The organism is Acidimicrobiales bacterium, from assembly GCA_034521975.1.
Classification (GTDB): Bacteria; Actinomycetota; Acidimicrobiia; order Acidimicrobiales; family SKKL01; genus SKKL01.
The window spans coordinates 199838-225282 of sequence record JAXHLR010000003.1; the positions used below are offsets into that span (position 1 = coordinate 199838).

Below are 25445 nucleotides of genomic sequence, written 5' to 3' on the forward strand. Positions count from 1 at the left end.
CGGTGGGAAGCGACGAGGGTCCCACCCCTCGTCGGCTCCTGATCGCGGGTACCGACGAGCCGGCCTGTGAGGTCTATGCCGGGGTGCTGGCCACCTTCGACTTCGAGACCGACACCGCGCCGCTGCCCGACGTCGTCCCCCATCTGCGCGACACCCTCTATGGCTGCGCAGTCCTCGTCGGCACCGAAGGCGCCGAGAGCACAGCGCTCAAACAGCTCGACTCCATCCGCCACAGCGACCACACCCACGTGCGCCGCACAGCGGTGGTGCTATTGGCGTCGAACAAGAACCGCAAGATGTTCGCGTGGGAAGCGGGCATCGACGGGTTCGTGGTGATGCCCGCCGAAGCCGCCAACATCGCGTCCTGCATCGACCAGGTACTGGCCCGGCCACGCCTCGAGCGCTACAACTACCGCCAGGCGATGCTCGACGCAGCCCGCGAGGACTAGGGCCTCGACCTCTCCACCACGACGCCTTGCTCAGAAGCGAGCGAGCACAGCTTCGGCCAATGGTGTGACCGCGTCGACCGGGGTCTCGCCGTCGAGTCGGAGCGAGACGGTCACGGTGCGATCGTCGACGCTGATCGAGATCGTCCGACCGCCGGTGGCTCCCCGGGTCTCCGACGAGACTCCGGGGAATGCGATCGCCTCGTCGCCGAGGCCGGGCAGCTCCTCGTAGCTCGGCATGTTGCCGACATGCATGTCGAAGCGATCGGTTGTCTCCACCACGCCCACGCCGATCATCTGGTTTCCCTCGGCATCCTCCCAGAAGCACTGGGAGTAGGACAGTCCATCGATCGCCACATCGTCCTCGCCCTCGGACGTGGCCGTCCCGATGGCCGCTTCGACCTCCTCGTCGGTGAGGAGGTCACAGGCCGCGGGGAGGTCGAGACCACTATCGGACTCGCTCCCTTCGTCTTGCTCGTCGCCGCCAGCGCCTTCGTCGTCGCCGTCCTCGGGCGGAGCGACGTCGGCCGGATCAGCCGTGGTCTCAGAGGGGGTGTCGACGGGAGACACACCCTCATCATCATCGTCGCCGCCGCAGGCTGCGAACGACCCGAGCGCGAGCACGATCAGTGCGGCGGTGGACAGGTGGCGATGGTGGCGGAACATGGGGCCTCCTCGGTTGGCGCATGAGGGAAACGCCTGAGAGGCCAAAAAGGTTGACAGGTTCCAGCGGCCCGTGACGGCTGGACCCGCTCAGCCCTCGTTGAAGTTCTCCCAGTAGCGGCTGGGCCGGGGGCCGATCTGGCCCTGGTACTTCGAGCCGAGCGTGCCGCTGCCGTAGGGCTGGTCGGCGGGCGTGGTCATCCGGATGAACGAGATCTGGCCGATCTTCATGCCCGGGTACAAGGTGATGGGCAGGCTGGCGACGTTGGACAACTCGAGGGTGAGCTGGCCGTTCCAGCCGGCGTCGACGAACCCGGCAGTCGAGTGGATCAGCAACCCGAGCCGACCGAGGCTGGACTTGCCCTCGAGACGAGCGACGAGATCGTCGGGGACCGCCACCCGCTCTGCCGTGGAGCCGAGCACGAACTCGCCCGGGTGGAGGATGAACGGCTCGGCGCCCTCGGGTAGCTCGACCAGCTCGGTGAGCTCCTCGAGGTTGGCCTTGACGTCGATGTGGCCCATGGTGTGGTTGCGGAACACGCGGAAGTAGCGGTCGAGGTGCAGATCGACCGAGGACGGCTGCACGCATGCAGGGTCGAAGGGGTCGATGGCGATGCGCCCGGCGTCGATCTCTTCGCGGATGGTGCGGTCGGAGAGGATCATCGGCGCCTGACCCTAGTCGGGACGCGAACCGGGACGAGCCGGTGGGGAGAGGCCGGCCCGTCCCGGTTGGTGGAGCCGCAGACCCAGGGGTCAGACGGCTCAGTCCCGATCGACCACGCGGGTCTCGGTGTGGGTGTCTCCCCCTCGGTCGGCGCCGACGAGGATCAAGAGCAGCGAGATCACCAGTCCGATGGAGCCGACGACCATCAAGATGACACCGGCGGTGTTGACGTCGAAGCCTTCGACCTCGGCGGTGACGGCGTAGGTCATCACGGCACCGACGGCGATGAGGACGATGCTGGCTCCTATGGATCCTGCACGCATGAAGGGCCTCCAGATCCTGGCATCCGGGTTCCGCCCGGCACGGTGTGACCCTTGGCTGCTACCCACCCGAAGGCGGGTCAAACACCGTGACGCCGACGCAGGGCTGCGGTGAGGGGATGGATCCCGCGGGACGTGGGTAGCAGGTGTGGTTCGACGACAGCGAGGAGGACGACGAGGCGAGCCTCCCCATCGACCGCTACGAGGACCGGTCCGGAGACGAGACCCGGCACTGAGCCATGCTCACCCTCCGGGATCGCCGAGCGGAGGACCGAGGGACTACGCTCGGCTGACCGCGCGGATGTAGTTCAATGGCAGAACATCAGCTTCCCAAGCTGAGAATGCGGGTTCGATTCCCGTCATCCGCTCTGAGTCTCAGATCATCGGCCCAGGCCAGCCCCGGTTTCTCGGGTACATGGGCCGGATTGCGTCCGGGACCCTGCGAGGGCGGCGCCGACCCTAGCGACGTGGTCCGACGGTCGTGGCGCGAGATCGTGGGACGACGGTTTCCGGACGCGGTTGTCACCGATCGCTCCGCTGTGTGGGCCCAACCGCACGACGGCTACCTCTTCATAGCGTCCAGCCGTGCGGGCCGCCTCGAACTCCCCGGCCTCGTCGTCGTCTCGCGCAAGGGACCTGGAGCGATGGAAGGCGACATCGCGATTGGAGCCAGCATGCATCTCGCGTCGCGTCCTCGCGCCCTCCTCGACAACACTCGAGCCACCCGGAAGCGAACCGACCTTCCCCCGGCAACCTTGTCACGCGCCGAGCTTGCCGACTGGATCGACCACATTTGCGCCGTCGAAGGCGCAGAGCGGGCGAGCAAGTACCGCGACGACGCCGAAGCACTCGCCGACACACTCGATGTGTCACCTGCTCGCGTCGAGACGCTCAACGAGCTCGTTGGCGCCGCGCTCGGCACCCGGGACTCCGCGTCTGGGTCGACGGCGATGAAGGCTCGCTCCGCTGGTGTCCCGTTCGACCAAGGGCGAATCCTTCGCTTCGAGCTGCTCGCCAGCCATCTGCGCGATGTGGTCACGACCCACCCCGCGTTGCCCGCCGACGCAACGCGACGGGCAACCCTCCCCTTCTGGGAGGCGTACTTCTCCAACTTCATCGAGGGCACCGAGTTCACCCCCGATGAGGCCGAGCGCATCGTGTTCGAAGGCGAGATCCCTGCGGCCCGTCCCGAAGACGCCCACGATGTGCTGAGCACGTACCAGCTCGTTTCGGACGAGGCCGTTCTGCGGCGCCGGTCGGGCTCATCCGACGAGTTCATCGAGCTGCTCCGCGACTGGCACCGCCTCATCCTCGGCGGTCGCCCCGACAAGCGGCCCGGCGAGTTCAAGCTCTACCCGAACCAGGCCGGCAACACGGTTACCGTGGCCTTCAACTCCTCGACCCGACCACCGCTGAGGCGGCGATCATGACCCCAGCACCGGGCGGGCAACCGTGATGCTACGCGCCCGCTGCTACCACGGAGTCAGATGCGTGGGAGGACACGAGCCGATCCCGCCACTCCGACTCGGGCACATGGACTGGTGTCGTCGTGTCGAGGAAGTCCTCGAGCAGGGGAAGGAACCGGTCGGCGTTGCGCCACGGCAGGAAGTGTCCGGCGCCCTCGAGTATCTCGAGTCGGGCGTTGGGGATGGCCTCAGCGGTCAGGTAGGCGTGGTCGACGGGAATGATCCGGTCCCGATCACCCCAGACGATCATGGTCGGCAGCGCCTCGGCGAGATAGAGGCGGTCGTGGGCACTCACCCGTTGTCCCGCGATGTCGATCACCGACCGCACGGTGTGGATGAACGCCTGCTGACCACGTCGTTCGGTCAGGGTCGTGTAGCCGCGCCAGATCTCGGACATGGTGTCGGTAGGGCGCAGGCCGACGCGGTGCGCCCATGCTCCCGGGCGCTCGCCGAGCTCGCGGATCTTGCGGTGCAGCAGGAGGGGCACGACGTATTCGGCGCCGGGGAGTGTCACCGCCTTGATGAGCGGGCTGACCTCCTTGCCCAATCCGCCCGAGGCGACCAGCACCAGACGCTGGACCCGTTCGGGGAACTGGTAGGCGAACTGCATGGCAATGCCACCGCCGAGTGAGTGGCCGATCACGGTGGCAGCCCCCAGATCGAGCACCGCGAGCAGATCGCGAATACCGCTGGCGTAGGCGCCGAGCGAGTAGTCACCACGGGGCTTCGCCGACTCACCGTGGCCCAGAAGGTCTGGCGCGATGACCGTGTAGTGCTCGGCCAGGGCCGGCATCACGGCGCGCCATGTCGTGGAGCTCCCGGCGATCCCGTGGATGAGTACGACAAGGGGACCCTCGCCTGCCACCCGATAGGTGACGTCGTGCCCGTGGATCCGAACGCTCTGCTTGCGGATCTCCCCGTCGGGGACAGCGTCAAGATCCGCGTCTGTCATCCACCCATCATGATCTTGACAGCAGTTACTGTCAATTCATTCAGACAGTGATCGCTGTCACGTTCCGCTCATCCTGTGGTTCACTGATGCGGTGGAGGATCCCGACGAGGACTCACCCGAGTACGGACTCACCGAGCTATCTACCCTCTCTGGCGTCTCGGCCCGCACGATCCGCTACTACCAATCCATCGATGTCCTCCCCCGGCCCGACCGTCGAGGGCGCCAGGCGGTCTACGGCGACGATCACCTGGACCGCCTGCGCCTGATCGCCGAACTCCAGGACCGTGGTCTCACGCTGGGCGCGATCAGTCAATTTCTCGGCCAGCGGGCGAGTCCGGGCATCTCGGTCGGCGACTGGCTCGGACTCGACGAGAGCCTCAGAGGGCCTTGGTCCGAGGATCGACCGCGGGTGCTCAGCGACGACGAGTTGGGCGACGAACTCGGAGAGCGGCCGACGGGACTGCGGAGTCGGCTCGAACGGGCCGGCTTCATCGAACGCCAGCCCGAGGGTTGGTGGCTGATCCGAAGTCCTGCCCTTCTCGACCTCGCGCTGCAGCTCTCCGACGCAGGGATCGACATCGACGTGACGGGTCGCGCCACCGATCTGCTGCGTCGACGCATGTCCCGCGCCGTCGACGACCTGATCGACCTGTTCGTCGAGCGGGCGGGGTCTGGGTTTCCCGGACAGGCGGCAGGACCCGAACTCGAGACCGCGCTCGGCTCGCTGAGGCCGATCGCCCGCGAAGCCGCCGGGATCATCCTTGCCCACGAGATCGAGCGTGGGTTGCGCGAGTTGTTCGATGCCGGACCTTCCGCCATGCGCAAGCACGGATCGTCGCGCAAGAACCGACGACACCGATAGCGCTCCTTGGCGTCCTCGGCATCGACATCAAAGACAGATGCACCAGCGGCGACTTCTGGAACGCGCCGGGAGCGAGCTCGTGACCGGATGAGCCGCCGTTGGCTCAGTTCGAGCCTGTGTCGCCCGCCTCGCATGCCTCGCGCTGAACCCTGAACGCCTCGGCCTCAGCCTCCCGGGCCTCCTCCGACTCTGGCTCCTGTCCGGCAAACGGAGGCGGACCACGGCACGGATCATCCGGGAACGGATCGACCGAACCGCGTCGGGCAGGACCTTCGCCAGATCCTCGCCCCTCACCGTCATCGTCATCGTCCGGGCAGTTCGTGTTGCGCCACTCGGAGAACGCCTCGGCCTCAGCCTCCCGGGCCTCCTCCGACTCTGGCTCCTGTCCGGCAAACGGAGGCGGACCACGGCACGGATCATCCGGGAACGGATCGACCGGAACTCCACCCGTCTGCGGGCGGACGTTCTCAGCCGGAAGTGGGTCCGGTGGACCGACCTCGTCTTCCTGAACCGTCACCGCATCGGAGGCAACGTCGATCTCCGGTCCCTCCCGGTCCTGCTGGCCGGGTTCTGATCCCAGGGGGCCGACGGACACGTCCACGGAGTCACCGCCTGTCGCGGCAAGCGCGACGGACCCGCCCAGCGCTACGGCGACGACCGCAGCGACACCCACGACGAAGGGGCGAAGCCGGGCAGCGGTACCAGAGCCCTGTTCCATCACTTCAGTCATCGTCAGCCCGGCACCGGAGGCTACGGGCACGCCCCAGAGGCGACTCGGGTCACGACACCGGTTCGACGGCCTCCAGGGCGGGCGCGAACACCTGAGCGGCGTGGACGTCGTGGCGCTCGGGAGTCGACACCAGCTGGACCAGCCACAGCCCGCCCTCGTGCTCGGCCACCGCGAGGTCGAACCGCTGGCCGAGGTCCTCGAGCTCGAAGAGGTCCCACGACAGGCCACCCGACTGCTGCTGGCCCACCGGCTCCGACGGTGTGTCCAGGCCGAGCCGGATCGCGAGCTGCTGCATCAGCTGCTCGGTGCTCGCTCCCGGCACCGGCTGGATCAGCAACGACACCAGCGGCGATGCCTGGAAGGCCCCGGGCGCGACCTCGCTCCACCCCTCGGGACGCAGACCCGAGACGCCGAGCTCCTCGGACCTGAACGGGACCATCTCGACCTCGACCGCCCCTGCGGTGAACGGCGGCGCCTCCACCGCATCGACACAGGCGGTGTCCGGGGCACTTGCCGGATCATCGAAGAACTCCAGGCCCACCGCCAGGGCGCACTCCCGGGAGGCGAGCACACCGTGGCCGGTGGCGGGGAGCTCGACGACGGTCGCTGATTCGAGATGGTCGGCCACCGTGCGCCCCCACGCCGGTGGGGTGATCGGGTCGAGCGACCCGGCGAGGACGAGCGTGGGCACATCGCTGCTCACCGCCTCGTTCTCGACCTCGGGGGCCGCCCCCACGTCCCAGGTCTCGCAGACGTCGAACACGCCGGGGCCGAGGGTTGCCGCCGCCTCGAAGAACCTCCCGACGAGCGGCTGGTCCGCAGCCGCTGACTCGACCGAACCGGGATCTCCGAAGGCGATCTCCTCACGACACTGCACCGCGAGCTGCATCCCGATGCTGACCTGGTCGGACTGCTGGCTCAGCGCGCCGAGCAGCACTCCCACCGTCCCGGTCTCGCCCGCGGCGACCCCGTCGATCAGCTCAGGCAGATGAGCGGCCAGCTCGGTCGAGTACAGCGCCTGGAAGACGAACCCGACCAGGCCCGCACCGTCGAGCACCTCCTCGACACGCTCACCGGTCGACGCGTCGACGATCTCGACCGGTAGCGGGCGCTCGTCCAGGTCGTCCACCAGCGCCGCGAACCTCGTCTCGAGGTCCGGATGGCGCTCGGCGCATTCCAGGTCGGCCTCGCAGAGCTCGAACAGCTCGTCGACGGCCCGAGCCGCGTTGGCCGGGGCCTCCTCGTAGAGATCGGCGGTCAGCGGGTAGGCCGAGTCGAGCACCACCGACCGCACCCCCTCGGGGTGGTCGCGCAGGATCGTCTGCGCGAGCCGGGTGCCGTAGGAGATCCCGTAGAGGTTCCACTCGTCGTGGCCGAGCGACCGACGGAGCAGCTCGAGATCGGCCGCCGAGGCGGCGCTGTCGTAGTCAGAGAGGTCGACGCCCTGACCGACGAGTCGCTCGTGGCACTCCTCGAGCCTCGCCACGCCCTGCTCGGCCAGTTCGTCGGCGTCGAGCCCAGAGCCGAGGGACTCCTCGACCCAGCCGTCGTACTCGTCGCAGGCGAGAGACGGGCGGGCGAACCCGGTGCCACGCTGGTCGACCAGGATCACGTCGCGGGACTCTGCAAGGGGTTCGTAGAGGAACCCGAAGGTCATCGGCACCGGCTCGAGGGTCGACTGCCCGGGCCCCCCGGAGAGGTAGACGATCGGGTCCTCCGCCGGGGACTCGTGCGCGGAGCGCACCACCGCCACCGGCAGGGTCACGGTCTCGCCGTCGGGCTCGTCGTAGTCGGCCGGGACGTCGAACATCCCGCAGTCGATCTCGGCACCCGCCGGCACGTGGAAGGGACACACCCCCCAGCGCACCTCGTCGGGTTCGACCTCGGATACACCCCGATCAACGGTGGTGCTCGTCGGGTCGTCGCGCCCCGCGGCCGGGTCCGGGCCCCCACTCGTGTCGTCGCCGGTGCACGCCGCCATCAGCACCGTCGCCGCGACCAGCACCGTCGCCACCCTCGATGGCGTCGCCCTCGCCCACTTCATCGCCTGGTCTCCCTCCCTCGCCATCAGCCGGAACCGGTGCCGACAGCCTCGCGCCACTGAACCTGCTCGGTCGGTGTTCCTGTGGGAACTCGCCCACGTTTCTGTCACAATTCGCGTGTTGCGCGCTCGTTCCTCACGAACCAGCACCCGAGACCGGGAGAGGGAACCGTGAACGACCGACAGCGACGAGCAGCACTGTGGGGGATCATCGCCGTGGTGGGAGTGTTCGCACTCCTCGGCGGCATCGCCGTGGGTGGCGCCCTCAGCGACGACGGCGACGACGAGGTCGCCACGCCGGCTGGGTCCACTACCTCCACCACCTCGACCACCGCCGCCACCTCCTCCTCCACCACCTCGACGACCTCGACGACCGACCGAACGACGACCACCACCGAGGCAGACGAGACCGGGTCCGACGACTCGACGGATGACTCGAGCGACGACTCGGGGGATGACCCGGGCGACGGCGGGGTCGCACCAGCAGGTGGCGACACGGGGACGTGCGCCGACCCGCACCGCCAGGGCACCTGGGAGGTCGACGGACCGGGCGACTCCGGTGCGGTGACCAGCTTCGACGCTGTCGTCGGCCCCTGCTCCGGCGTGACCGTCGGCTTCGAGGGCGCCGCACCCGACGTCACCGTCGAGCGGTTCCCCGCGATCAACACCACCGTCGTCGAGTTCGACCACGACTGGCATCCCGACCGGCCCCGTCGACCCCGACTTCTACGACTTCGACCACTTCGACGAGGACCGGATCTGGCGGGCGATCCTCGCCCACCGCGACACCGGACTGGCAGTGGTGATGTACCACCCGCCCGAGCTCGGCTCGGACCTCGGCGCCCACGTCGACATCGACGGCGACCGCATGGACATCACCGTCCGCGAGCGCACCTCCGAGGACCCCGATCCGGTCGGGCGCTACGGCGGTGAGCCCTACCAGCGGACCCCGCGCGGCCCGTTCTGGGAGGGCCTGCTGCTGGATCTGGCCGTCGATGCCGAAGGATCCGGCACCGTGGTCGTCCAGGGCTACGCCAAGCCCTTCGAGGGCCACATCGAGGTCCACCTCTACGACCAGCGCGACGCGACCGAGGTGTGCGGCGAGTCGACCATGACCGACGGACCGATGTACATCTACTCCGAGTACGAGGTGCGCTGCCCGGGCCTCGACCCCGGCACCTACGACGTCGAGGTCGGCTGGCCAGGTGTCGCCGGCCCCGACGACGCCGTCTGGCACCTCGACGAGGTCACCGTCGCCGGCTGAGGCCGCTGCGGCTGCCCTGACCGCCACCCGCTAGGTTCGACCCGTGCGACGATGGCTGGCGATCGCGTGCGTGGGGCTCGTCGCCCTGGCGTGCACCGACGGCGAGAACGACCTTGAGCGGACCGAGACTGCCTCGACCGATGCGGCACGTGGGACCGGTGCGCCCGACACCACCGGCCCCACCGAGCCCTGGGACCCACCAGAGCATCGAATCACGATCGTCGACGGCCAGTGGGTCGACCGCACCACCGACGAGGTCTTCGTCCCCCGCGGGGTGAACATGGTCCGGTTCCACGACGGCCGCGACTCGACCTTCGTCACCCACGTGTTCGACCGCGAGCAGATGTCGGAGGACTTCGCCGCCCTGGCCGAGCGGGGCTACAACACGGTCCGGCTGTTCCTCGACGGTTGTGACACCGGCGAAGGATGCCTCACGATCTCCCGGGAAGTCCCCGGGCTCAACCCCGAGTACCTCGACGTGGTGGCCGAGGTGCTCGAGCTGGCCGACGAGCACGGCCTGGTGCTGCTGCTCACCGCCAACGACCTCCCCGATGGTGGCGGCTATGCCGAGCGCTCCGACCGTGGGAACAGCGAGCACTTCCCCGGATACCGAAACACCGCGTTCCTCACCGAAGCCGGCCACCGCGAGATGGTGACCTACTGGGGCGACCTCCTGCAGGGCCTGGTCGAGCGCCAGGCGCCGCTCGACGCCGTGTTCGCCTGGTCGATCCTGAACGAGCACTGGCTCTTCGCCGAACAGCCGCCACTGTCGCTCGACTCGGGTGAGGTCACCACCGCGACCGGCACCTACGACGTCTCCGACCCAGACCAGAAGCGGGCGATGGTCACCGATGCCACCAGGGCAATGATCCGCGACGTCAGCGACGAGATCCGACGCCACGATCCTGACGGGTTGGTGACCATGGGCTTCTTCGCCCCGAAGTTCCCCAACGAGACCATGATCGGCGGCGACTGGTACGTCGACACCGCCCCGCTGGTCGAGGACTCGGCTCTCGACTTCTTCGACTTCCACTCCTACCCGGGAACCGACATCACCATCGAGGCCAAGGCCGAGAACTTCGGAATGGATGAGTCGACCCCGGTGCTGATGGGCGAGGTCGGGCCCTTCATCGATCAGTACCCTGACATCGAGCGGGCGGCCCTCGCCGTGCAGCGCCACATCGCCGACTCGTGCGCCGTCGGGTTCGACGGATGGCTCTACTGGGCCTACGAGCGTCTCCCCATGTCCGACGCCACCTGGGGGTTCACCGACGACGGGGGACGCGTGCTCGACGCGCTGGCGCCGGTCAACCAACCAGACCCCTGCACCGCGACCCTCGCCGACCCCAACCTGGTCCTCGGTCGCCCCGCGAGTGCCTCCGCCGCCCTCCCCGAGAACCCGCCGGCGCTGGCCGTCGACGGCGACATCAGCACCTCGTGGGTGTCCGGAGCACACGCACCCCAACGGATCGAGATCGACCTGGACGAACCGTCGACCATCGCCACGATCCGCCTCCGGGTCGATCAACACCCACCGGGAGACACCGTCCACCTCATCGAGACCCGAGATCGGTCCGGAACGTGGAGCGAGGTGCACCGCTTCGAGGGGGATACCGAGTTCTTCGACGTGCTCGAGGCCACCTTCACCCCGCCGCTGACCGACGTGGACGGCGTGCGGATCACGACCGAATCGAGCCCATCGTGGGTGGCGTGGGCCGACGTCGAGGTCCGATCCCCGTGAACCCTGACGAGGTCGTGGTCGTGATGGGGGTGAGCGGAGCCGGGAAGACGACCATCGGACGCGAGCTGGCGAGCCGGACCGGCGCCCGGTTCGTCGAGGGCGATCGGTTGCACCCGCCCGAGAACGTCGAGCGGATGGCCAGCGGCGTCGCCCTCGACGACCGGACGCGCGCACCATGGCTCGACGCGCTCGCCGGCGAGATCGCCGCCGCCCACGAGCGGGGAGAAGCCACTGTGATCGCGGCGTCGGTCCTCCGACGCGCCTACCGCGACCGTTTGCGAGCTGCGGGGCCGGTCACCTTCGTGCTCCTGCTGGTCGAACCCGACGAGCTCGTGCGCCGGCTCGATGAACGGGACCACGAGTTCATGCCGCCCGGCCTGCTCGACGACCAGCTCGCAACGCTCGAACCCCCCGGGGCCGACGAGCCCGACGTCGTCGTCGTCGCCCCGACCGGCGGGATCGACAGCACGGTCGACGCCGTCCGGGACGCGCTCGGCTCGGGCTGACCGTCGGGGTGCGACACTGGTTCGGAACGCCACGAACACCGGAGTCGCCGGGGAACGCCGGCCGCCGAGGCAGCCGAGCAGGGAGAGATGCGTCGTGAGGATCGGACTCGTCGGACTGGGACGGATGGGCGCCAGCATGGCCGATCGCCTCGGCGAGCACGGCCACGAGGTGGTCGGGTTCGACACCGACCCCACCAAGGGCGACGTCGGATCGATCGACGCACTGGTCCAGGCCCTCGACGGCGAACAGCGGCGCGTGGTCTGGGTCATGGTCCCAGCGGGCCCACCGACCGCCGAGACGATCCAGGCGCTGGCCGGTGTGCTCGCACCGGGCGATCTCGTGGTCGACGGCGGCAACTCGAACTACCGCGACTCACAGCAGCACGCCGAGTTGCTCGGCGAACATCAGGTGGCGTTCGTCGACGCGGGGGTGTCGGGCGGGATCTGGGGACGCACCGAGGGCTACTGCATCATGGCCGGGGGCCACGCCGACGACATCGCCCACCTGCGACCGGTCCTCGACGCCCTCGTGACCGAGGATGGGTTCGCCCACGTGGGGTCCGCCGGCGCCGGGCACTACGCCAAGATGATCCACAACGGGGTCGAGTACGCCATGATGCAGGCCTTCGCCGAGGGGTACGAACTGCTCGACGCCACCGACCTCGACCTCGATGTCGCCGCCACCTTCGAGGTGTGGCGCCACGGCAGCGTGGTCCGATCGTGGCTGCTCGACCTGCTGGCCCCAGCGCTGGCCGCCGATCCCGCCCTGTCGTCGGTGCGCGGCTACGCCGACGACTCCGGCGAGGGACGATGGACGGTGCACGAGGCCGTCGCCCGGGGCGTCCCCGCTCCGGCGATCACCGCATCGCTCTATGCCCGGTTCGCGTCCCGCCAGGACGACTCACCCGCCATGCGGGCGATCGCCACCCTGCGCAACCGCTTCGGCGGCCACGACACCCGACCCGGCGCTGGCTGAGCCCGGCCCGATCGGTACGGGTGGCATGAGATCGGGAGAGCCAGGGTAGAGATGGACGGGGCGGAATCGAACCACCAGCCCTGGAGGCGCACGATGTACATCGGACTCGGCACCCTGCTGATCATCATCATCCTCATCATCATCTTGACCTAGTTCGACCAGCCTTCATCGCCCGCCACGTCCCCATCAGCCCAGGCCCAGGGGAACTGTGAACGATTTCTGACCGTATGGGTGCGAAACCCTTCACAGTTCGTGCGGGGCTGAGCACGACGGGACCTTCGCCCCTGTCTCCGCCGACCACGACGCGCGCCCAATGTTGAAGTGAGAACGTGGATCATCCGGAACCCAGCACCGGTCGACCACCACCCCCTCGCGCTGGTGGAGCGTTCGGCCCCGGTGCCGGTCGGCCGCGAGGTCCGGGTACGGGTGTCGACGTGTGGCGTGTGCCGAACCGATCTTCACCTGGCCGAGGGAGACCTGAGACCCCACCTGCCGGGCGCGATCCCCGGCCACGAGATCGTCGGGGTCGTCGACCGCGTCGGCGACCGGGCCGAGCGGTTCCACCTGGGCGACCGCATCGGCATCGCCTGGCTCCGACGGACCTGCGGCACGTGTCGCTTCTGCCGCCGTGGCGACGAGAACCTGTGTCTCGACCCACGGTTCACCGGGTGGGACGCCGACGGCGGCTACGCCGAGCACGCAGTGATCGATGAGCGCTACGCCTACGCCATCCCCGACGCCTTCGACGACGAGGAGGCGGCACCGCTGCTGTGCGCGGGCATCATCGGCTACCGGGCCCTGTGCCGGGCCGAGGTCCCCGCAGGTGGCACCCTCGGCATCTACGGCTTCGGCGGCTCTGCTCACCTCGCCGCCCAGGTCGCGATCTGGCAAGGGGCGACGGTGCACGTGATGACCCGATCGGCCGATGCCCGGGAGCTGGCCCTGCGGCTCGGCGCCACATCGGTCGGGGGCGCCTACGACCCGCCTCCCCAACCACTCGACGCGGCGATCCTCTTCGCTCCGGTCGGCGACCTGGTCCCGACCGCACTTGCCGGCCTCGACCGGGGAGGCACCCTGGCGATCGCCGGGATCCACCTCAGCGACATCCCACCGCTGCAGTACGACCGCCACCTGTTCCAGGAGCGCCAGGTGCGCAGCGTGACGGCCAACACCAGACACGACGGCGAGGAGCTCCTGCGGATCGCGGCGCAGGTGCCGATCGCGGTCGAGACCACCGCCTACCCCTTCGAGGCTGCCGACGAGGCGTTGGCGGACCTCGCCGCCGACCGGGTCACCGGTGCGGCGGTGCTCCGAGTAGACCGGCCCTGATTCGGGTAGGGAGGCGACGACCATGCTCTTCGAAGACCGACTCGATGCAGGAAGACAGCTGGCCCAGCGCGTCGAACATCTGCGGGACCCGCAACCGGTCGTGGTCGGTCTTCCCCGGGGTGGGGTTCCGGTGGCCGCCGAGGTGGCATCGCGCCTCGGCGCACCGCTCGACGTGCTGCTCGTGCGCAAGATCGGAGTTCCCAGCCAGCCCGAATTGGCCATGGGGGCGATCGGCGAAGGTGGCGTGCGGGTCGTGAACCAGGAGGTGGTCCGCATGGCGCGGGTCGCCGAAGACCAATGGGCCGCGGTCGAACAGCGCGAGTGGGCCGAACTGGAACGGCGCGCTCAGAAGCTGCGGGGTCCACACCCTCGCCTGTCCCTCGAGGGTCGGGTCGTGGTGCTCGTCGACGACGGGATCGCCACCGGGTCGACCGCCCGCGCCGCCTGCCGTGTCGCCCGCGCAGCGGGGGCGAAGCGGGTGGTCCTGGCGGTACCCGTGGCCCCCGGAGATTGGACCGAGACCTTCGCGGGCGAAGCCGACGAGTTGATCGCCCTGGCCACGCCCGAACCGTTCCAGGCGGTGGGCCGCTGGTACCGACGGTTCGACGCGACCTCCGACGAAGAGGTCGAAGCCTGCCTGAGCGACAACGCGAACCAGATCGACCGTCACGCGCACACCGAAGCTCGGGCACCCGCGTCGCTCGACGACGAGATGGTGATCCCCTGCGGTGCTGTCGACCTCGAGGGTCACCTCACGGTCCCGCCAGAGGCGACCGGGGTGGTCGTCTTCGCCCACGGCAGTGGGAGCAGCCGCCACAGCCCCCGCAACCAGTACGTGGCCTCGGTCCTGAACGACGCCGGCATCGGCACCCTGCTGTTCGACCTGCTCACCGACCGCGAGGCGGCCGACCGCCGAGCGGTGTTCGACATCGATCTGCTGGCGGGCCGGCTGGTGACCGCGACCACCTGGCTGCGGTCGACCCTGGATCCCGATGGCCCGGCGATCGGCTACTTCGGAGCCAGCACCGGAGCGGCGGCGGCCCTACAGGCAGCGGCGGAGGCGGACACCGAGATCGCGGCGGTGGTGAGCCGCGGCGGACGTCCGGACCTGGCCGGTCCCCACCTGGGCGCGGTCCGGGCACCGACCCTGCTCATCGTCGGCGGTGACGACACGGTGGTGCTCGACCTGAACCGCTCGGCGCAACAGCAGATGCAAGCCCGGGTCGAGTTGGTGGTCATCCCCGGTGCCACCCACCTGTTCGAGGAGCCAGGGACGCTCGAGGCGGCCGCAGGGTCCGCCCGCGACTGGTTCCTCGAACACTTCGACGCGGCCACGTGACGGGTCGACTACACCGGCGTCTGCTGGTGGATCGCCAGCTTCCAGTCGGCCCCGTCGGTCACATAGGTGCTCGACACCACGGCCTGGTATTCGACGTCGAAGTCACGGCGAGCGACGACCCGGTAGGCAAGCACGGCCACCGTGTCGGCCAGCACCACCAGCTTCGGTGCCCGGATGCGGAACCAGGCCCAGCTCGCACCGCTGATCCGATCGAGCGCGTCGGCACCGGTCGCCAGCCCGGCCACCACGCCGCTGCCCGGCACCAGCACCGCGGCATCGTCGACGAGTCGATCGCGAAAGTAGGCACGGCCGGTGCCGTCGACCAGGGACTGCCATCCCGCCCGCTCCAGCTCCACCAGCGTCGCCTGCAGATCCACGGACCACTCACTATCACGTCCCGACCACCCCCGGTAGCCTGACCCCGATGACCACGAGCGCCGCCACGATGCGCACCTGCCGCGAGGCCCCCACATGAGCACCGGGCGCATCATCTTGGCCTCGTCGTCTCCGCGGAGGGCGGCACTGCTGCGCCAGATCGGGCTCTCTCCCACGATCGACCCCGCCGCGATCGACGAGACGCTCGATGCCGGCGACCACACTGCCCCATGTGAGGCCGTGACCCGCCTGGCCCGCGACAAGGCAACAACGGTCGCCGAGCGTCACAAGGGCCAGCACGTGGCCGTGATCGGCGCCGACACCGTCGTCTGCATCGACGGAGAGATCCTCGGCAAACCGGCCGACATCGGCGAGGCGATCGCCATGCTGCACCGCCTCAGCGGCCAGACCCACGAGGTCCACACCGGGGTGTGCGTGGTGTCCAATGCGACCGACCGCTGCTTCGCCGACGTGGCCACCACCAGGGTCACGATGCGCCAGCTCGACAAGGGTGAGATCGCCGCCTACGTCGCCACCGGCGAGCCCGCCGACGCAGCCGGGGCATATGCCATCCAGGGCCGTGCCGCGGTGTTCGTCGAGCGGATCGAGGGGGACTACACCAACGTCGTCGGCTTGCCGCTCCCCCTCACCGAACGGTTGCTCGCCCAAGCGGGGGTCGAGGTCGCCCTGCGCTGGACCCGGACGTGATCGTCGCCATCGGCGACCTGGTCGACGACATCGTGGTCCGGGTCACCGGAGCCCATCAACCGTTGTCGGACACCCCCGCCACGATCGTGCACCGGCGCGGGGGCAGCGCGGCCAACGTGGCCACCATGGTCGCCCGCTGTGGTGGCCAGGCCCGCTTCATCGGCCACGTCGGTGACGACCACGTCGGCGACCGCCTTCTCGGCGAGATGTCCGACGACGGGGTCGAGCTGGCGGTGCGACGGGGAGGCCGGACCGGCACGCTGGTGGTGGTGGTCGCACCCGACGGCGATCGGAGCTTCTTCACCGACCGTGGATCCTGCAGCGACCTCTCGGATCCCGACCCAGGATGGCTCGACGGTGCCACTGCCCTCCACGTGCCCGCCTACTGCTTCGCCGACGAACCGCTCGCCGCCTCCACCGGCAGCCTCATCGCCCACGCCACCGACCGGCAGGTTCCGGTCAGCATCGACGCGTCGTCCACCGCGGTGATCTCCAAGCTGGGCACCAGGACGATGCTCGATCTGATCGACCGAGCCCACGCCGAGGTCGTGTTCGCCAACCGCGACGAAGCCGGCATGCTCGGGCTGGGCCCGGGATCACCGGCCCCCGCCGCGACCTGGACCGTGGTGCGCAACGGCGGACACGAGACCCACCTGATCGATCACCGCGGCGCGACCACCACGGTGATGGTCCCACCGGTCGAGACCGTGGTCGACACCACCGGTGCCGGCGACGCGTTCGCCGCGGGCTGGCTGCTCGCCCGCGAGGGTGCCGCATCGCCGACCGACGCCATCGACGCCGCCCACCGAGTGGCCACCCGCGTGCTCGGCCGCGCTGGGGCCGATCTGGACCGGACCGACACGAGCTCGTGGAGCGACGCGTGAGCAGCTTGCTGCACATCCACGACGAGGTCGCCGATGCGCTGAGGGACCAACAGCCGGTCGTCGCGCTCGAATCCACGATCTTCTCCCACCTGGGGCTGCCGTCGCCGTCCAACGCCGAAGCCCTCGATCGCTGCCTGGCGGCGGTGCGCCAGGGTGGTGCGGTGCCGTCGATCACCGCGGTGCTCGACGGGGTGGCGCGGGTGGGCATCGAGCCCGACGAGCACGACCGCATCCTCGGTCCGGCCCGAAAGGTGGCCGCTCGCGATCTGCCCGTCGCCGTGGCGCAGAGATGGGAGGTGGGGGCCAGCACCGTCTCGGCGGCGCTGGCGCTGGCCGCTCGAGCCGGGATCGCGGTGTTCACCACCGGCGGCATCGGCGGCGTGCACCGCGACGCCCACATCACCGGCGACGTCAGCGCCGACCTCGACGCGCTCAAGTCGTTCCCGGTGGTGACGGTCTGCGCGGGGGCCAAGGCGTTCCTCGACCTCGCTCGGACCCTCGAACACCTCGAGAGCCTCGGGGTACCGGTGGTGGGCTGGCGCAGCGACCAGTTCCCGGCGTTCACCACCAGGACCAGCGGACTGCCCGTCCCACATCGCGCCGACACCCCCGGCGAGATCGCGGCCATGGTGGACGCAACCCGTTCCATCGGCGCCACCCACGGGTTGCTGGTCACCGTGCCGGTGCCCGAAGCCGACGCCATCGCCCCCGAGGTGCTGGAGCTGGCCACCGCCGAGGCCCTCGCCGACGCGGCCGAGGCCGGGGTCGTCGGAGCCGCGGTGACCCCGTTCGTGCTCGGACGGATCGCGTCGGCCACCGACGGAGCGTCGGTGGCGGCCAACCTGGCGCTGGCCGAACACAACGCTGCGGTCGCCGCCGAGATCGCCGGCGCGATCGCCGCTGGAGAGCGGAACCGGCGCTAGTCCGGCAGACAGGGGTGCAGGATCGATCGAACCAGGACGATGAGATCGGCACGCAGGTCGTCGTCGGGGCCGCACCGTGGACGCACCTCGGGCCCATAGATCATGCGGATGTCGACCATCGAGATCATCGCCGTCATGGCGAGCTGACCGGCCCGCTCGGGATCGGGGTGGGTCAGCTCGTCGCGGTGGTCGACCAGCACCTCGGCGAACCCCTCGGCGCAGGCGGTCCAGACACCGAGGCGGGCGTCGCGGAACGCCTCGTCGTTGGGTGCGGCGATCGCAGCCGCGTGGAACACGGCGCCGGCTTGACGGTAGGCGTTGAGCACCGCGTCGACGGTGCGCTCGACGATCTCGACCAGTGGCGTGTCGGCGAAGGTGGCCGTGGTCCAGTACGCCTCGGCTTCGGCCTGGAGGCGGGACGCGACCTGTTCGACCAGCACCCGCAGCACGCACGACTTGTCGTCGAAGCGGGCGTAGAACGATCCGACGGTGCGGCCGGCCCGCTCGCAGATGTCGTTGACCGAGATCTCGTCGAAGCGCCGCTCGGCGAGCAGCTCGGCGGTGGCGTCGAGAAACCGGTTGAGGGTCTCCTCGCTGCGCGCTTGGCGTGGCCGGCGCACCCACTCGGAGCTGGCGAGCCCCTTCGGGAGCCCGACCCGGCTCGTGTTGTCGGCTGCTACAGACACTGGTACCCCCCGGTGAGAGGCACCCGCGAGGCGCCTCGAGAATGAACTTACGATAGCAGGGAGTCGAGCCCCCTCCCAGCGGGTTACCGATCAGTTACCAGGGTCGAGCAATCCGGCGTGGGGCCCGAGCATCGACGTGTCGAACAGCCGGCCCATCTTCGAGTACTCGGCGCTCAAGGCCTTGACCAGGTCGGCCATGGTCACCCGGTCGCCGCGCTGGGCCGCCCGGAAGGCCGCGGTGAGGGTGACGTTGCGGATGACCCCACCCGACAGCTCGAAGCGGGTGGCGAGGAAGTCGACGTCGAGGTCCTCGTCCTGAGGAAGCGTCTCGGGGAGGTGTCGCCGCCACAGGGTGAGGCGGTGATCGACGTCGGGGATGGTGAAGTGCACGATGATGTCGAGGCGACGGGTGAAGGCCTCGTCGATGTTGGACCGCAGGTTGGTCGCCAAGATGGCGATGCCGTCGAAGTGCTCCATGCGCTGGAGCAGATAGGCGACCTCGACGTTGGCGTAGCGGTCATGGGCGCCGCTGGTCTCGGAGCGCTTGCCGAACAGCGCATCGGCTTCGTCGAAGAACAAGATGCCGTTGATCCCCTCGGCCTCGTCGAACACCCGGCTGAGGTTCTTCTCGGTCTCCCCGACGTACTTGTCGACCACGGTGGAGAGGTCGATGACATAGAGGTCGACCCCCAGCTCGCCCGCGATCGCCTCGGCCGACAGCGTCTTTCCCGTGCCCGAGTCGCCGGCGAACAGCGCGGTGATGCCACGGCCCCGCGACCCGAGACCGCGCATCTTCCACTCATCGAGCACCCGGTCGCGGTGACGACCTCGCTCGACCACCTGGGCGACCTGCTCGAGCTGGTTCTGCGGCAACACCAGGTCGTCAAAGCTGCTCCGCGGCGCGATCCGCTCGGCAAGCTGTTCGAGACGACCGGCCGCCTGGGTCCTGGCCCCGAGACGGACGTGGGTGCCGTCGACCGGCGCGGCGTCGGCCGCCGCAGCCAGGTGCGCAGCCACCGCCGCCCGCACGGTCTGTTCAGGAGTGAGTCGCAGCACGGCGACCACCTCGTCGACGCCCTCGCCCAGCTCCACGCCGCGGGCCGCCAGGGTACGCTCCCACAGCTCGATCAGCGCTGCCGGTTCCGGGCGTTGGGCATCGACGGTGAAGGGAACGATGCGGCTCCACGACGGCTCCCAGGCCGACGAGCCGACCAGGATCACCGGCCACGGGTTGTCGAGCAGCGGAACCAGCGCCTCGACGTCTCGGTTGGTGATGGTCTCGATGGGGCCGACGACGACTGCCGCGTCGTGCAATCCGCCTTCCCGGGCGATCGCCGCAGCGAGCCCGTAGGGGTGGTGGTCGGGACCCGCGCGGCGCAGGTCGAACCCCACCGCGGTGATGCCGAGCTGATCGAGCGCGGCCGCGGCGTAGGCATGACCCGAGACCGCAGGCCGCTCACGGATGTAGACGATGCGGACCCCAGCACTGAGCACCTCGGCGATCTGATCGGTGCCCGGCGCCGGCACCGCCACCAAGGGCGTCTCGAGGCTGCGGAGGAGCGGGTCGACCCCGGCCACCCCCTGCAACGCCCGCACCATCCGGTCGGGGACCCGCAGCGGGCGCAACGCGACGGGAAGCTCGGGCTGTTCGATCGACACCAGGTGGTGCCGGACCAGCGCCGACCGCTCCGACAGGACCTCGACCAGACCTGCTTGGTCGACGGGGAGCCCGACCAGCTCCAGGGCGAGCCCCACCGTGGCGGTGGGTGTCGTGAGACCCGGCTGGGCCCGTGCGCACAGCTCCCGTACATCGGTGTCGAGCTCGGCGGCGACCGCGAACAGCAACACGTCGAGCTCGGCATGGGTGAGATCGAACGACCTCTGGATGGCACCCAGGCGGGTCGACGCCCCGTCGTCGAGCGCGGCGTCGATCTCGCCCTCCACCTTCTCCAGCGCCTGGTCGACGGCGGCGAGATCGAGTCGGAACGATCCCGGTGGGTCGGCCTCGGCCAGCCTCGACAAGCGGTCGATCACGAGCCGCATGCGAGCCTGGAAGTGGGAGTCGGACAACGCGTCGGGATCCATCTGACCACCGGAGCGCTCCGACGAGGGGCTCGAGCTCTTGGAGGACCGCGGCACGGCCTCATGCTGGCACACCACCGCGTGCTGGACCCCGCACCGACGAGACCGACGATCTATGCTTCCCGGCCACGACGACCGGGGAGCGGCATGGGACGAGGCAAGAAGGACAAGAAGAAGGCCAGCACGCCGGTCGCGGCCCCCGAGGTCTTCGGCAACCAGCACCTGAGCGGCAAGGCCCAGTCGATCGGCCAGGATTCGGCCAACGAGGTGTTCAAGGTCAACTACAAGGACCAGTACGCCATGGACGGCGAGACGTCCGGCTACTTCAAGCCCGACGCCACCATGGCACCGGCCAAGAACGCCGTCGGCGCGTCACGACTGGCTCAGGGCATGGGCTGGGGAGACCTCATCCCCGAGACCCACTACGCCACCCACGACGTGAAGAACATGCATGGCAAGAAGATGAAGGGGGTCGAGGGGGCGGTGTCGAAGGCCGCCGAGGGCAGCCCGCTGATGAGCCCCGTGTTCGACACGCTCAAGGAGAGCCACAAGGGCGGCTCCACCGACGGGGTCAAGGTCAAGGGCGGAAAGGCCTACGAGCTCAGTGGCTTCGAGACGAACGGCGACGTCGACCTCTCGAAGCCGAACACCCAGAAACAGCTCAACCAGTTGCAGTGGTTCGATGCCCTGATCGGCAACGAAGACCGCCACGGCGCCAACATCCTCGTCGATCCCAAGACGGGCGAGGTGTCCGGCATCGACAACGACCTGTCCTTCGGCAACGGCATGCAGGCCACGAGCCGCTACAGCAAGCTCCCAGGCAAGGAGAACGAGGACTTCAGCAAGGGTCGCGACGGCAAGTTCCTCGGCCTTCCCGACCAGATCGACGAGGATACGGCGGGCAAGCTGCTCGGTCTCAGGCCGGAGGCCATCGCCTCCATGCTCGACCCCGAAGACGCCGAGGGATCGGGGATGAGCGAGAAGGAGCTTCAACAGACCTACCAGCGCTTGGCGCTCATCCAGCTCGAGATCGCCAAGCACCAAGACGAGGGCAAGGTCGTCTCGGAGTGGGACGACACCACCTACCAGGCGGCGCTGGATGCCGAGATCAACTACGGCAACTTCAAGCGGGAGATCCCCCGCAGCTATGTGCAGCGCCACGACAAAGCGCTGAAGCGGGCCGCCGACCCAACCGACACCGACTGGTGGAGGAAAGGCAATCGAGCCGCCGACTCTCCCGGCTCGTTGGGTCTTCCCGTCCCTCAACCAACCCCTGCGCCACCGGCGACCGCTCCGGTCCCCACGCCCACGCCCACGCCGGCTTCCACATGGGTGGAACCGTCCGCTTCGCCGCCGCAGCGCAAGCGATCCGGGCTCACGCTGGGCAGCCGCCCCTCGCCCCGACCGGTGCCACCACCCCAATCGGCCAAGCCCAACCGCACCATCCCCCGGCCCGCACCCCCGACCACCCCGCCGCCGGTGCCGCCCCAGTCGGCCAAGCCCAACCGCACCATCCCCCGGCCCCTGCCACCGACCCCCGGAGGCGGCGGCACCGCCACCAAGACCGCCCCGAAGGCCAAGCCGGTGCTCGACCGGCTGAAGGGCACCCCCTTCGACGACATGTAGGCCCGCTCCAGCACGGGCCACCGGGGCGTCGGTACACTCCTCGGACCGGCCAGGAGTGGGAGCGCCCGATGGGACTGTTCGGCAAGAAGAAGAAGTCCAAGCCGCTGAAGGAACCCGAGGTGTTGACCGACAAGCACCTCAAGGGCGCCAAGTCACTCGGCAACGACACCGCCAACCAGGTGTACAAGACCCAGTACAAGTCGGGAACAGGCATCGGCGGCTCCCGGGAGGGCTACTTCAAGGGCGACTCCGAGGACACCACCGCCCGCTACGCGGTGGGCGCGTCGAGCCTGGCCAAGGGCATGGGCCTCGGTCACCTCATCCCCGAGACCCGCTACGCCACCCACAGCGTCAAAGACGCCGACGGGAACAAGCACAAGAAGCAGTTCGGCGCGGTGTCGGCCGGGGCGAAGGGCGACGCGCTGGCCTCCAACGTGTTCGACACCGACCAGACCCAGGACGTCAAAGCCAACTACGACCAAATGAGGGGCCATGGCATCGACACCACCATGGATAAGCAGGCCGTCGACAAGGGCTACAAGAAGCGCCAGGGCAAGAAGAAGAGCGACGTCTCCTACATGGGAATGTCCGGCGCCGAGCTCAACGAGGTGGACCTCAGCGACCCCGCGATCCAGCAGCAGCTGAACCACCTCCAATGGTTCGACGCCCTGATCGGCAACACCGACCGCCACGCCGGCAACATCCTCGTCGACTCCGACACCAAGCAGGTGAAGGGAATCGACAACGACATGGCCTTCGGTCGGGGCATCACGGCCAAGTTCCAGAACGGTGACATGAACGAGGAGTTCGAGAAAGGCGCCGAGGGCAAGTACCTCGGATTGCCGGCCCAGATCGACCAGGACATGGCCGACAAGCTGCTCGGGCTCGACGACGACACGATCAAGGAGATCCTCACCTCGGGTGGGCCCGACCATCCAGGGGCCACGTTCTCCGACGACGACCTGCAGAGCACCTACGACCGGCTGGCGGTGATCAAGGCCAAGGTCCAGGGGATGGTCGACAACGACCAGGTGCTCGACGGCTGGGACCGCAACACCTACCAGAGCGCGCTCGGCGAGGACCGCGACGCCCGCAAGAACTTCAAGAACACCGACGGCTTCGGTTCATATGCCCAACGCCACCACTTCCAGATGCAGGAGGCGATGGACACCAACAACCCTCAGGCCTGGCGCAAGGGACACCGCACCGGCGACACCACCCCCTCGCCCAAGCCAGCCGTGCCCGACCGTTCCACCAAGCCGGCGCTACGACCAAAGCCGACGGCGAAGCGGACCCCGCCGCCGGTGCCACCCCAGTCGGCCAAACCCAACCGCACCATCCCCCGGCCCGCGCCACCGTCGATGCCGCCGCTCCCACCGACTCCCAGCGGTGGCGGCACCGCGACCAAGACCGCTCCCACGTCCAAACCGGTCCTCGACCGGCTCAAGGGCACCCCCTTCGAGGGGATGTAGCTCCCGTTCGCTCTAGTCGCCGTCGTCGCCAAGCAGCGACACCGCCTCGGCGGGGGCGAGTCGACCCTCGACCACCGCCGACACCAGCGGGAAGTAAGCCACCGCGGTGGCGGCGTTGTCGAAGATCACCCGCTCGACCATCTCTTCGGTGATGGGGCTCTGCCCCACCGCCAGCCCGGTGCGGAACCGCACCTGGCCGGCGTCGAGCTCGAGCTCGAGGTTGCCCACCGTGAGCTGGCTGTTGGCCCTGGTGGTCAGCTCGGCCACCGCATCTCGACGTTCGGGTGGGACCGGGTCGGGATGCACCGAGTACACGACGATCTGGCCGACCGAGTCGACCACCACCGCCGCCAACGGGAAGGCCTGCTCCTCGGTGCGGACCACGGTGCGGATCATGCTGTCGTCGACGTCGACGGGCCAGTCCCGGGATTCGAGGAACTGCACCACTGCGTCGGCCAAGCGGCTCATCGCCACCTCCTCTGGATCAGGTCGAGCATGGCACAGCGAAGGCGAACCGACCGGGGTCGCCCGTACTTGGTACGATCCGGCGGGCTGCGGGCGCTGCGTACCACTCGAGTGGACCACCAGTGCGTGCGGTGTTCACACCATGTTCCACCTCATCGATCACGCGCTCGAACAGTACCTCCGCTCCGAGGTGCCCCTTCCGTCGACCGACGTCGACGTCGCCTTCAACGCGCCTGCCAAGGACTGGAGCGCCCGGCTGTCCCGTCCGACGGTCAACCTGTTCCTGTGGGACATCCGCCGGTCTGCCGCCCAGCAGCGGGCCGGGCTCGAAGAGGTCGAGATCGAGGGCAACAAGTTCCGGCGCATCCCGCCCCGGGCCCTCGAGATGCGCTACCTCGTCACCGCCTGGTCGAGCGAGCACCGCGACGAGCACCAGCTGCTCGGCAACGTGGCCCAGAGCATCCTGTCGAACCGGTGGATCCCCAACCAGTTCCTTCCCGACGGGTTCGAGCTTCCCGACCGCAGGCCGGTCGAGCTGTCGCTCACCACCACCTCCGACCTCAAGCCCAACGACTTCTGGAGCTCGATCGACGGCCAGCTCAAGCCCGGGCTCGACATCATCGTGACCTTCCGGGTGGCCACCACCCTCACCGAGGTCGCCGAACCGGCCAGCGAGGTCGACGTCGGCCTGGGCGACAAGAACGATCCGTCGCGATCGTCGTCACGGTCCTATGTGACCGGACGAACCAGCAACCCCGACGCCGTCGGACGAGCGGTGCGCACCCGTCGGGGCAAGGCCACCGTCCAGGAGACCGGAAACTTCGTGGTACCGGGTGAACCGGGCGACGAGCTGACGATCGATTCCGAACCCCCTCTCACCACGGAGATCCCCGCCGACGGGCGTCTCGAGCTCGAGTAACTGCCC

General features: G+C 69.1%; 26 protein-coding genes and 1 tRNA gene. 16 read left to right on the forward strand and 11 right to left on the reverse strand.

All coding sequences use genetic code 11. The annotated features are described in order from the left end of the window. Positions 1-2 precede the first annotated feature (2 nt). Positions 3-449, forward strand: coding sequence for a hypothetical protein (locus U5K29_03100; protein ID MDZ7677521.1), 447 nt, complete (start codon positions 3-5; stop codon positions 447-449). 30 nt (positions 450-479) lie between these two features. On the opposite strand, the gene U5K29_03105 is transcribed toward U5K29_03100, so the two are convergent. The 3 genes from U5K29_03105 to U5K29_03115 all read right to left on the reverse strand — a co-directional run bounded on the left by U5K29_03105 (position 480) and on the right by U5K29_03115 (position 2096). Continuing rightward, positions 480-1112: a hypothetical protein gene (locus tag U5K29_03105; protein MDZ7677522.1), complete on the reverse strand. Its 633-nt coding sequence runs from the start codon at positions 1110-1112 to the stop codon at positions 480-482. 87 nt (positions 1113-1199) lie between these two features. After that, the gene (gene dcd / locus U5K29_03110) at positions 1200-1772 is read right to left on the reverse strand and encodes a dCTP deaminase (GenBank protein ID MDZ7677523.1); all 573 of its coding nucleotides are present in this window, start codon (positions 1770-1772) and stop codon (positions 1200-1202) included. 99 nt (positions 1773-1871) lie between these two features. Beyond that, positions 1872-2096, reverse strand: a complete 225-nt coding sequence (locus U5K29_03115) for a hypothetical protein (protein MDZ7677524.1) — start codon at positions 2094-2096, stop codon at positions 1872-1874. 294 nt (positions 2097-2390) lie between these two features. Here U5K29_03115 and U5K29_03120 point away from each other — a divergent pair. Further along, positions 2391-2461, forward strand: a tRNA-Gly gene (locus U5K29_03120). Between the two features lie 306 nt (positions 2462-2767). Next, the gene (locus U5K29_03125) at positions 2768-3523 is read left to right on the forward strand and encodes a hypothetical protein (protein MDZ7677525.1); all 756 of its coding nucleotides are present in this window, start codon (positions 2768-2770) and stop codon (positions 3521-3523) included. A gap of 28 nt (positions 3524-3551) precedes the next feature. On the opposite strand, the gene U5K29_03130 is transcribed toward U5K29_03125, so the two are convergent. Then, positions 3552-4511 carry an alpha/beta fold hydrolase gene (locus tag U5K29_03130; protein MDZ7677526.1) on the reverse strand — a complete coding sequence of 320 codons (960 nt, stop codon included), beginning with the start codon at positions 4509-4511 and terminating at the stop codon, positions 3552-3554. Between the two features lie 91 nt (positions 4512-4602). Between U5K29_03130 and U5K29_03135 the strand changes: the two genes are divergently transcribed. After that, positions 4603-5373 (forward strand): MerR family transcriptional regulator, encoded by a 771-nt coding sequence (locus U5K29_03135; protein ID MDZ7677527.1) that lies wholly within the window; start codon positions 4603-4605, stop codon positions 5371-5373. 103 nt (positions 5374-5476) lie between these two features. Here U5K29_03135 and U5K29_03140 read toward each other — a convergent pair whose 3' ends face one another. The 3 genes from U5K29_03140 to U5K29_03150 all read right to left on the reverse strand — a co-directional run bounded on the left by U5K29_03140 (position 5477) and on the right by U5K29_03150 (position 8539). Next, the gene (locus U5K29_03140) at positions 5477-6103 is read right to left on the reverse strand and encodes a hypothetical protein (GenBank protein ID MDZ7677528.1); all 627 of its coding nucleotides are present in this window, start codon (positions 6101-6103) and stop codon (positions 5477-5479) included. A gap of 49 nt (positions 6104-6152) precedes the next feature. Then, a complete protein-coding gene (locus U5K29_03145; GenBank protein ID MDZ7677529.1) occupies positions 6153-8147 on the reverse strand; it encodes an alpha/beta fold hydrolase in 1995 nt (664 codons plus the stop codon). Between the two features lie 104 nt (positions 8148-8251). Next, positions 8252-8539 carry a hypothetical protein gene (locus U5K29_03150; GenBank protein ID MDZ7677530.1) on the reverse strand — a complete coding sequence of 96 codons (288 nt, stop codon included), beginning with the start codon at positions 8537-8539 and terminating at the stop codon, positions 8252-8254. 410 nt (positions 8540-8949) lie between these two features. Here U5K29_03150 and U5K29_03155 point away from each other — a divergent pair, with 410 nt between their 5' ends. From U5K29_03155 to U5K29_03180, 6 genes are all read left to right on the forward strand, one after another. After that, positions 8950-9408 carry a hypothetical protein gene (locus tag U5K29_03155; protein ID MDZ7677531.1) on the forward strand — a complete coding sequence of 153 codons (459 nt, stop codon included), beginning with the start codon at positions 8950-8952 and terminating at the stop codon, positions 9406-9408. Positions 9409-9451: 43 nt separating this feature from the next. Continuing rightward, positions 9452-11149 (forward strand): discoidin domain-containing protein, encoded by a 1698-nt coding sequence (locus U5K29_03160; GenBank protein MDZ7677532.1) that lies wholly within the window; start codon positions 9452-9454, stop codon positions 11147-11149. Beyond that, positions 11146-11655, forward strand: a complete 510-nt coding sequence (locus U5K29_03165) for a gluconokinase, GntK/IdnK-type (GenBank protein ID MDZ7677533.1) — start codon at positions 11146-11148, stop codon at positions 11653-11655. The genes U5K29_03160 and U5K29_03165 overlap by 4 nt, the downstream gene beginning before the upstream one ends. Before the next feature lie 94 nt (positions 11656-11749). Continuing rightward, complete coding sequence (gnd, locus tag U5K29_03170) at positions 11750-12631, forward strand: decarboxylating 6-phosphogluconate dehydrogenase (protein ID MDZ7677534.1); 882 nt, start codon at positions 11750-11752, stop codon at positions 12629-12631. Between the two features lie 321 nt (positions 12632-12952). Beyond that, complete coding sequence (locus U5K29_03175; protein MDZ7677535.1) at positions 12953-13960, forward strand: zinc-dependent alcohol dehydrogenase family protein; 1008 nt, start codon at positions 12953-12955, stop codon at positions 13958-13960. A 22-nt stretch (positions 13961-13982) separates the two neighbouring features. Next, entirely contained in the window at positions 13983-15299 is a 1317-nt protein-coding gene (locus U5K29_03180) for an alpha/beta family hydrolase (protein ID MDZ7677536.1), read from the forward strand. An 8-nt stretch (positions 15300-15307) separates the two neighbouring features. On the opposite strand, the gene U5K29_03185 is transcribed toward U5K29_03180, so the two are convergent. Further along, on the reverse strand, positions 15308-15676 hold the full coding sequence (locus U5K29_03185) for a hypothetical protein (protein ID MDZ7677537.1): 369 nt from the start codon (positions 15674-15676) through the stop codon (positions 15308-15310). A 94-nt stretch (positions 15677-15770) separates the two neighbouring features. Between U5K29_03185 and U5K29_03190 the strand changes: the two genes are divergently transcribed. From U5K29_03190 to U5K29_03200, 3 genes are read left to right on the forward strand one after another with little or no spacing between them, the layout of a single operon-like run. Next, entirely contained in the window at positions 15771-16382 is a 612-nt protein-coding gene (locus U5K29_03190) for a Maf family protein (GenBank protein ID MDZ7677538.1), read from the forward strand. Beyond that, entirely contained in the window at positions 16379-17266 is an 888-nt protein-coding gene (locus tag U5K29_03195) for a PfkB family carbohydrate kinase (GenBank protein ID MDZ7677539.1), read from the forward strand. Before U5K29_03190 ends, U5K29_03195 begins: the two co-directional genes overlap by 4 nt. Next, a complete protein-coding gene (locus U5K29_03200) occupies positions 17263-18189 on the forward strand; it encodes a pseudouridine-5'-phosphate glycosidase (protein ID MDZ7677540.1) in 927 nt (308 codons plus the stop codon). Before U5K29_03195 ends, U5K29_03200 begins: the two co-directional genes overlap by 4 nt. On the opposite strand, the gene U5K29_03205 is transcribed toward U5K29_03200, so the two are convergent. Beyond that, entirely contained in the window at positions 18186-18875 is a 690-nt protein-coding gene (locus U5K29_03205) for a TetR/AcrR family transcriptional regulator (GenBank protein MDZ7677541.1), read from the reverse strand. The genes U5K29_03200 and U5K29_03205 overlap by 4 nt on opposite strands. Positions 18876-18965: 90 nt before the next feature. Beyond that, complete coding sequence (locus U5K29_03210; protein MDZ7677542.1) at positions 18966-21014, reverse strand: ATP-binding protein; 2049 nt, start codon at positions 21012-21014, stop codon at positions 18966-18968. Between the two features lie 90 nt (positions 21015-21104). Between U5K29_03210 and U5K29_03215 the strand changes: the two genes are divergently transcribed. Beyond that, positions 21105-22583, forward strand: coding sequence for a hypothetical protein (locus U5K29_03215; GenBank protein MDZ7677543.1), 1479 nt, complete (start codon positions 21105-21107; stop codon positions 22581-22583). 68 nt (positions 22584-22651) lie between these two features. After that, positions 22652-24055 carry a hypothetical protein gene (locus U5K29_03220; GenBank protein ID MDZ7677544.1) on the forward strand — a complete coding sequence of 468 codons (1404 nt, stop codon included), beginning with the start codon at positions 22652-22654 and terminating at the stop codon, positions 24053-24055. 12 nt (positions 24056-24067) lie between these two features. Here the strand turns inward: U5K29_03220 and U5K29_03225 are convergent, their stop codons facing one another. Beyond that, a complete protein-coding gene (locus U5K29_03225) occupies positions 24068-24523 on the reverse strand; it encodes a YbjN domain-containing protein (protein MDZ7677545.1) in 456 nt (151 codons plus the stop codon). Positions 24524-24662: 139 nt separating this feature from the next. On the opposite strand from U5K29_03225, the gene U5K29_03230 reads away from it, so the two are divergent. Then, the gene (locus U5K29_03230) at positions 24663-25439 is read left to right on the forward strand and encodes a DUF4255 domain-containing protein (GenBank protein ID MDZ7677546.1); all 777 of its coding nucleotides are present in this window, start codon (positions 24663-24665) and stop codon (positions 25437-25439) included. Positions 25440-25445: the final 6 nt, after the last annotated feature.

Bases quoted from the DNA above. Each gene is read 5' to 3' on its own strand.
- dcd (MDZ7677523.1), bottom strand. From the start codon at position 1,772: ATGATCCTCTCCGACCGCACCATCCGCGAAGAGATCGACGCCGGGCGC.
- U5K29_03125 (MDZ7677525.1), top strand. From the start codon at position 2,768: ATGCATCTCGCGTCGCGTCCTCGCGCCCTCCTCGACAACACTCGAGCC.
- U5K29_03105 (MDZ7677522.1), bottom strand. From the start codon at position 1,112: ATGTTCCGCCACCATCGCCACCTGTCCACCGCCGCACTGATCGTGCTC.
- U5K29_03215 (MDZ7677543.1), top strand. From the start codon at position 21,105: ATGGGACGAGGCAAGAAGGACAAGAAGAAGGCCAGCACGCCGGTCGCG.
- U5K29_03145 (MDZ7677529.1), bottom strand. From the start codon at position 8,147: ATGAAGTGGGCGAGGGCGACGCCATCGAGGGTGGCGACGGTGCTGGTC.
- U5K29_03225 (MDZ7677545.1), bottom strand. From the start codon at position 24,523: ATGAGCCGCTTGGCCGACGCAGTGGTGCAGTTCCTCGAATCCCGGGAC.
- U5K29_03130 (MDZ7677526.1), bottom strand. From the start codon at position 4,511: ATGACAGACGCGGATCTTGACGCTGTCCCCGACGGGGAGATCCGCAAG.
- U5K29_03115 (MDZ7677524.1), bottom strand. From the start codon at position 2,096: ATGCGTGCAGGATCCATAGGAGCCAGCATCGTCCTCATCGCCGTCGGT.
- U5K29_03230 (MDZ7677546.1), top strand. From the start codon at position 24,663: ATGTTCCACCTCATCGATCACGCGCTCGAACAGTACCTCCGCTCCGAG.
- U5K29_03155 (MDZ7677531.1), top strand. From the start codon at position 8,950: ATGTACCACCCGCCCGAGCTCGGCTCGGACCTCGGCGCCCACGTCGAC.
- U5K29_03220 (MDZ7677544.1), top strand. From the start codon at position 22,652: ATGGGACTGTTCGGCAAGAAGAAGAAGTCCAAGCCGCTGAAGGAACCC.
- U5K29_03140 (MDZ7677528.1), bottom strand. From the start codon at position 6,103: ATGACTGAAGTGATGGAACAGGGCTCTGGTACCGCTGCCCGGCTTCGC.
- U5K29_03190 (MDZ7677538.1), top strand. From the start codon at position 15,771: ATGAGCACCGGGCGCATCATCTTGGCCTCGTCGTCTCCGCGGAGGGCG.
- U5K29_03180 (MDZ7677536.1), top strand. From the start codon at position 13,983: ATGCTCTTCGAAGACCGACTCGATGCAGGAAGACAGCTGGCCCAGCGC.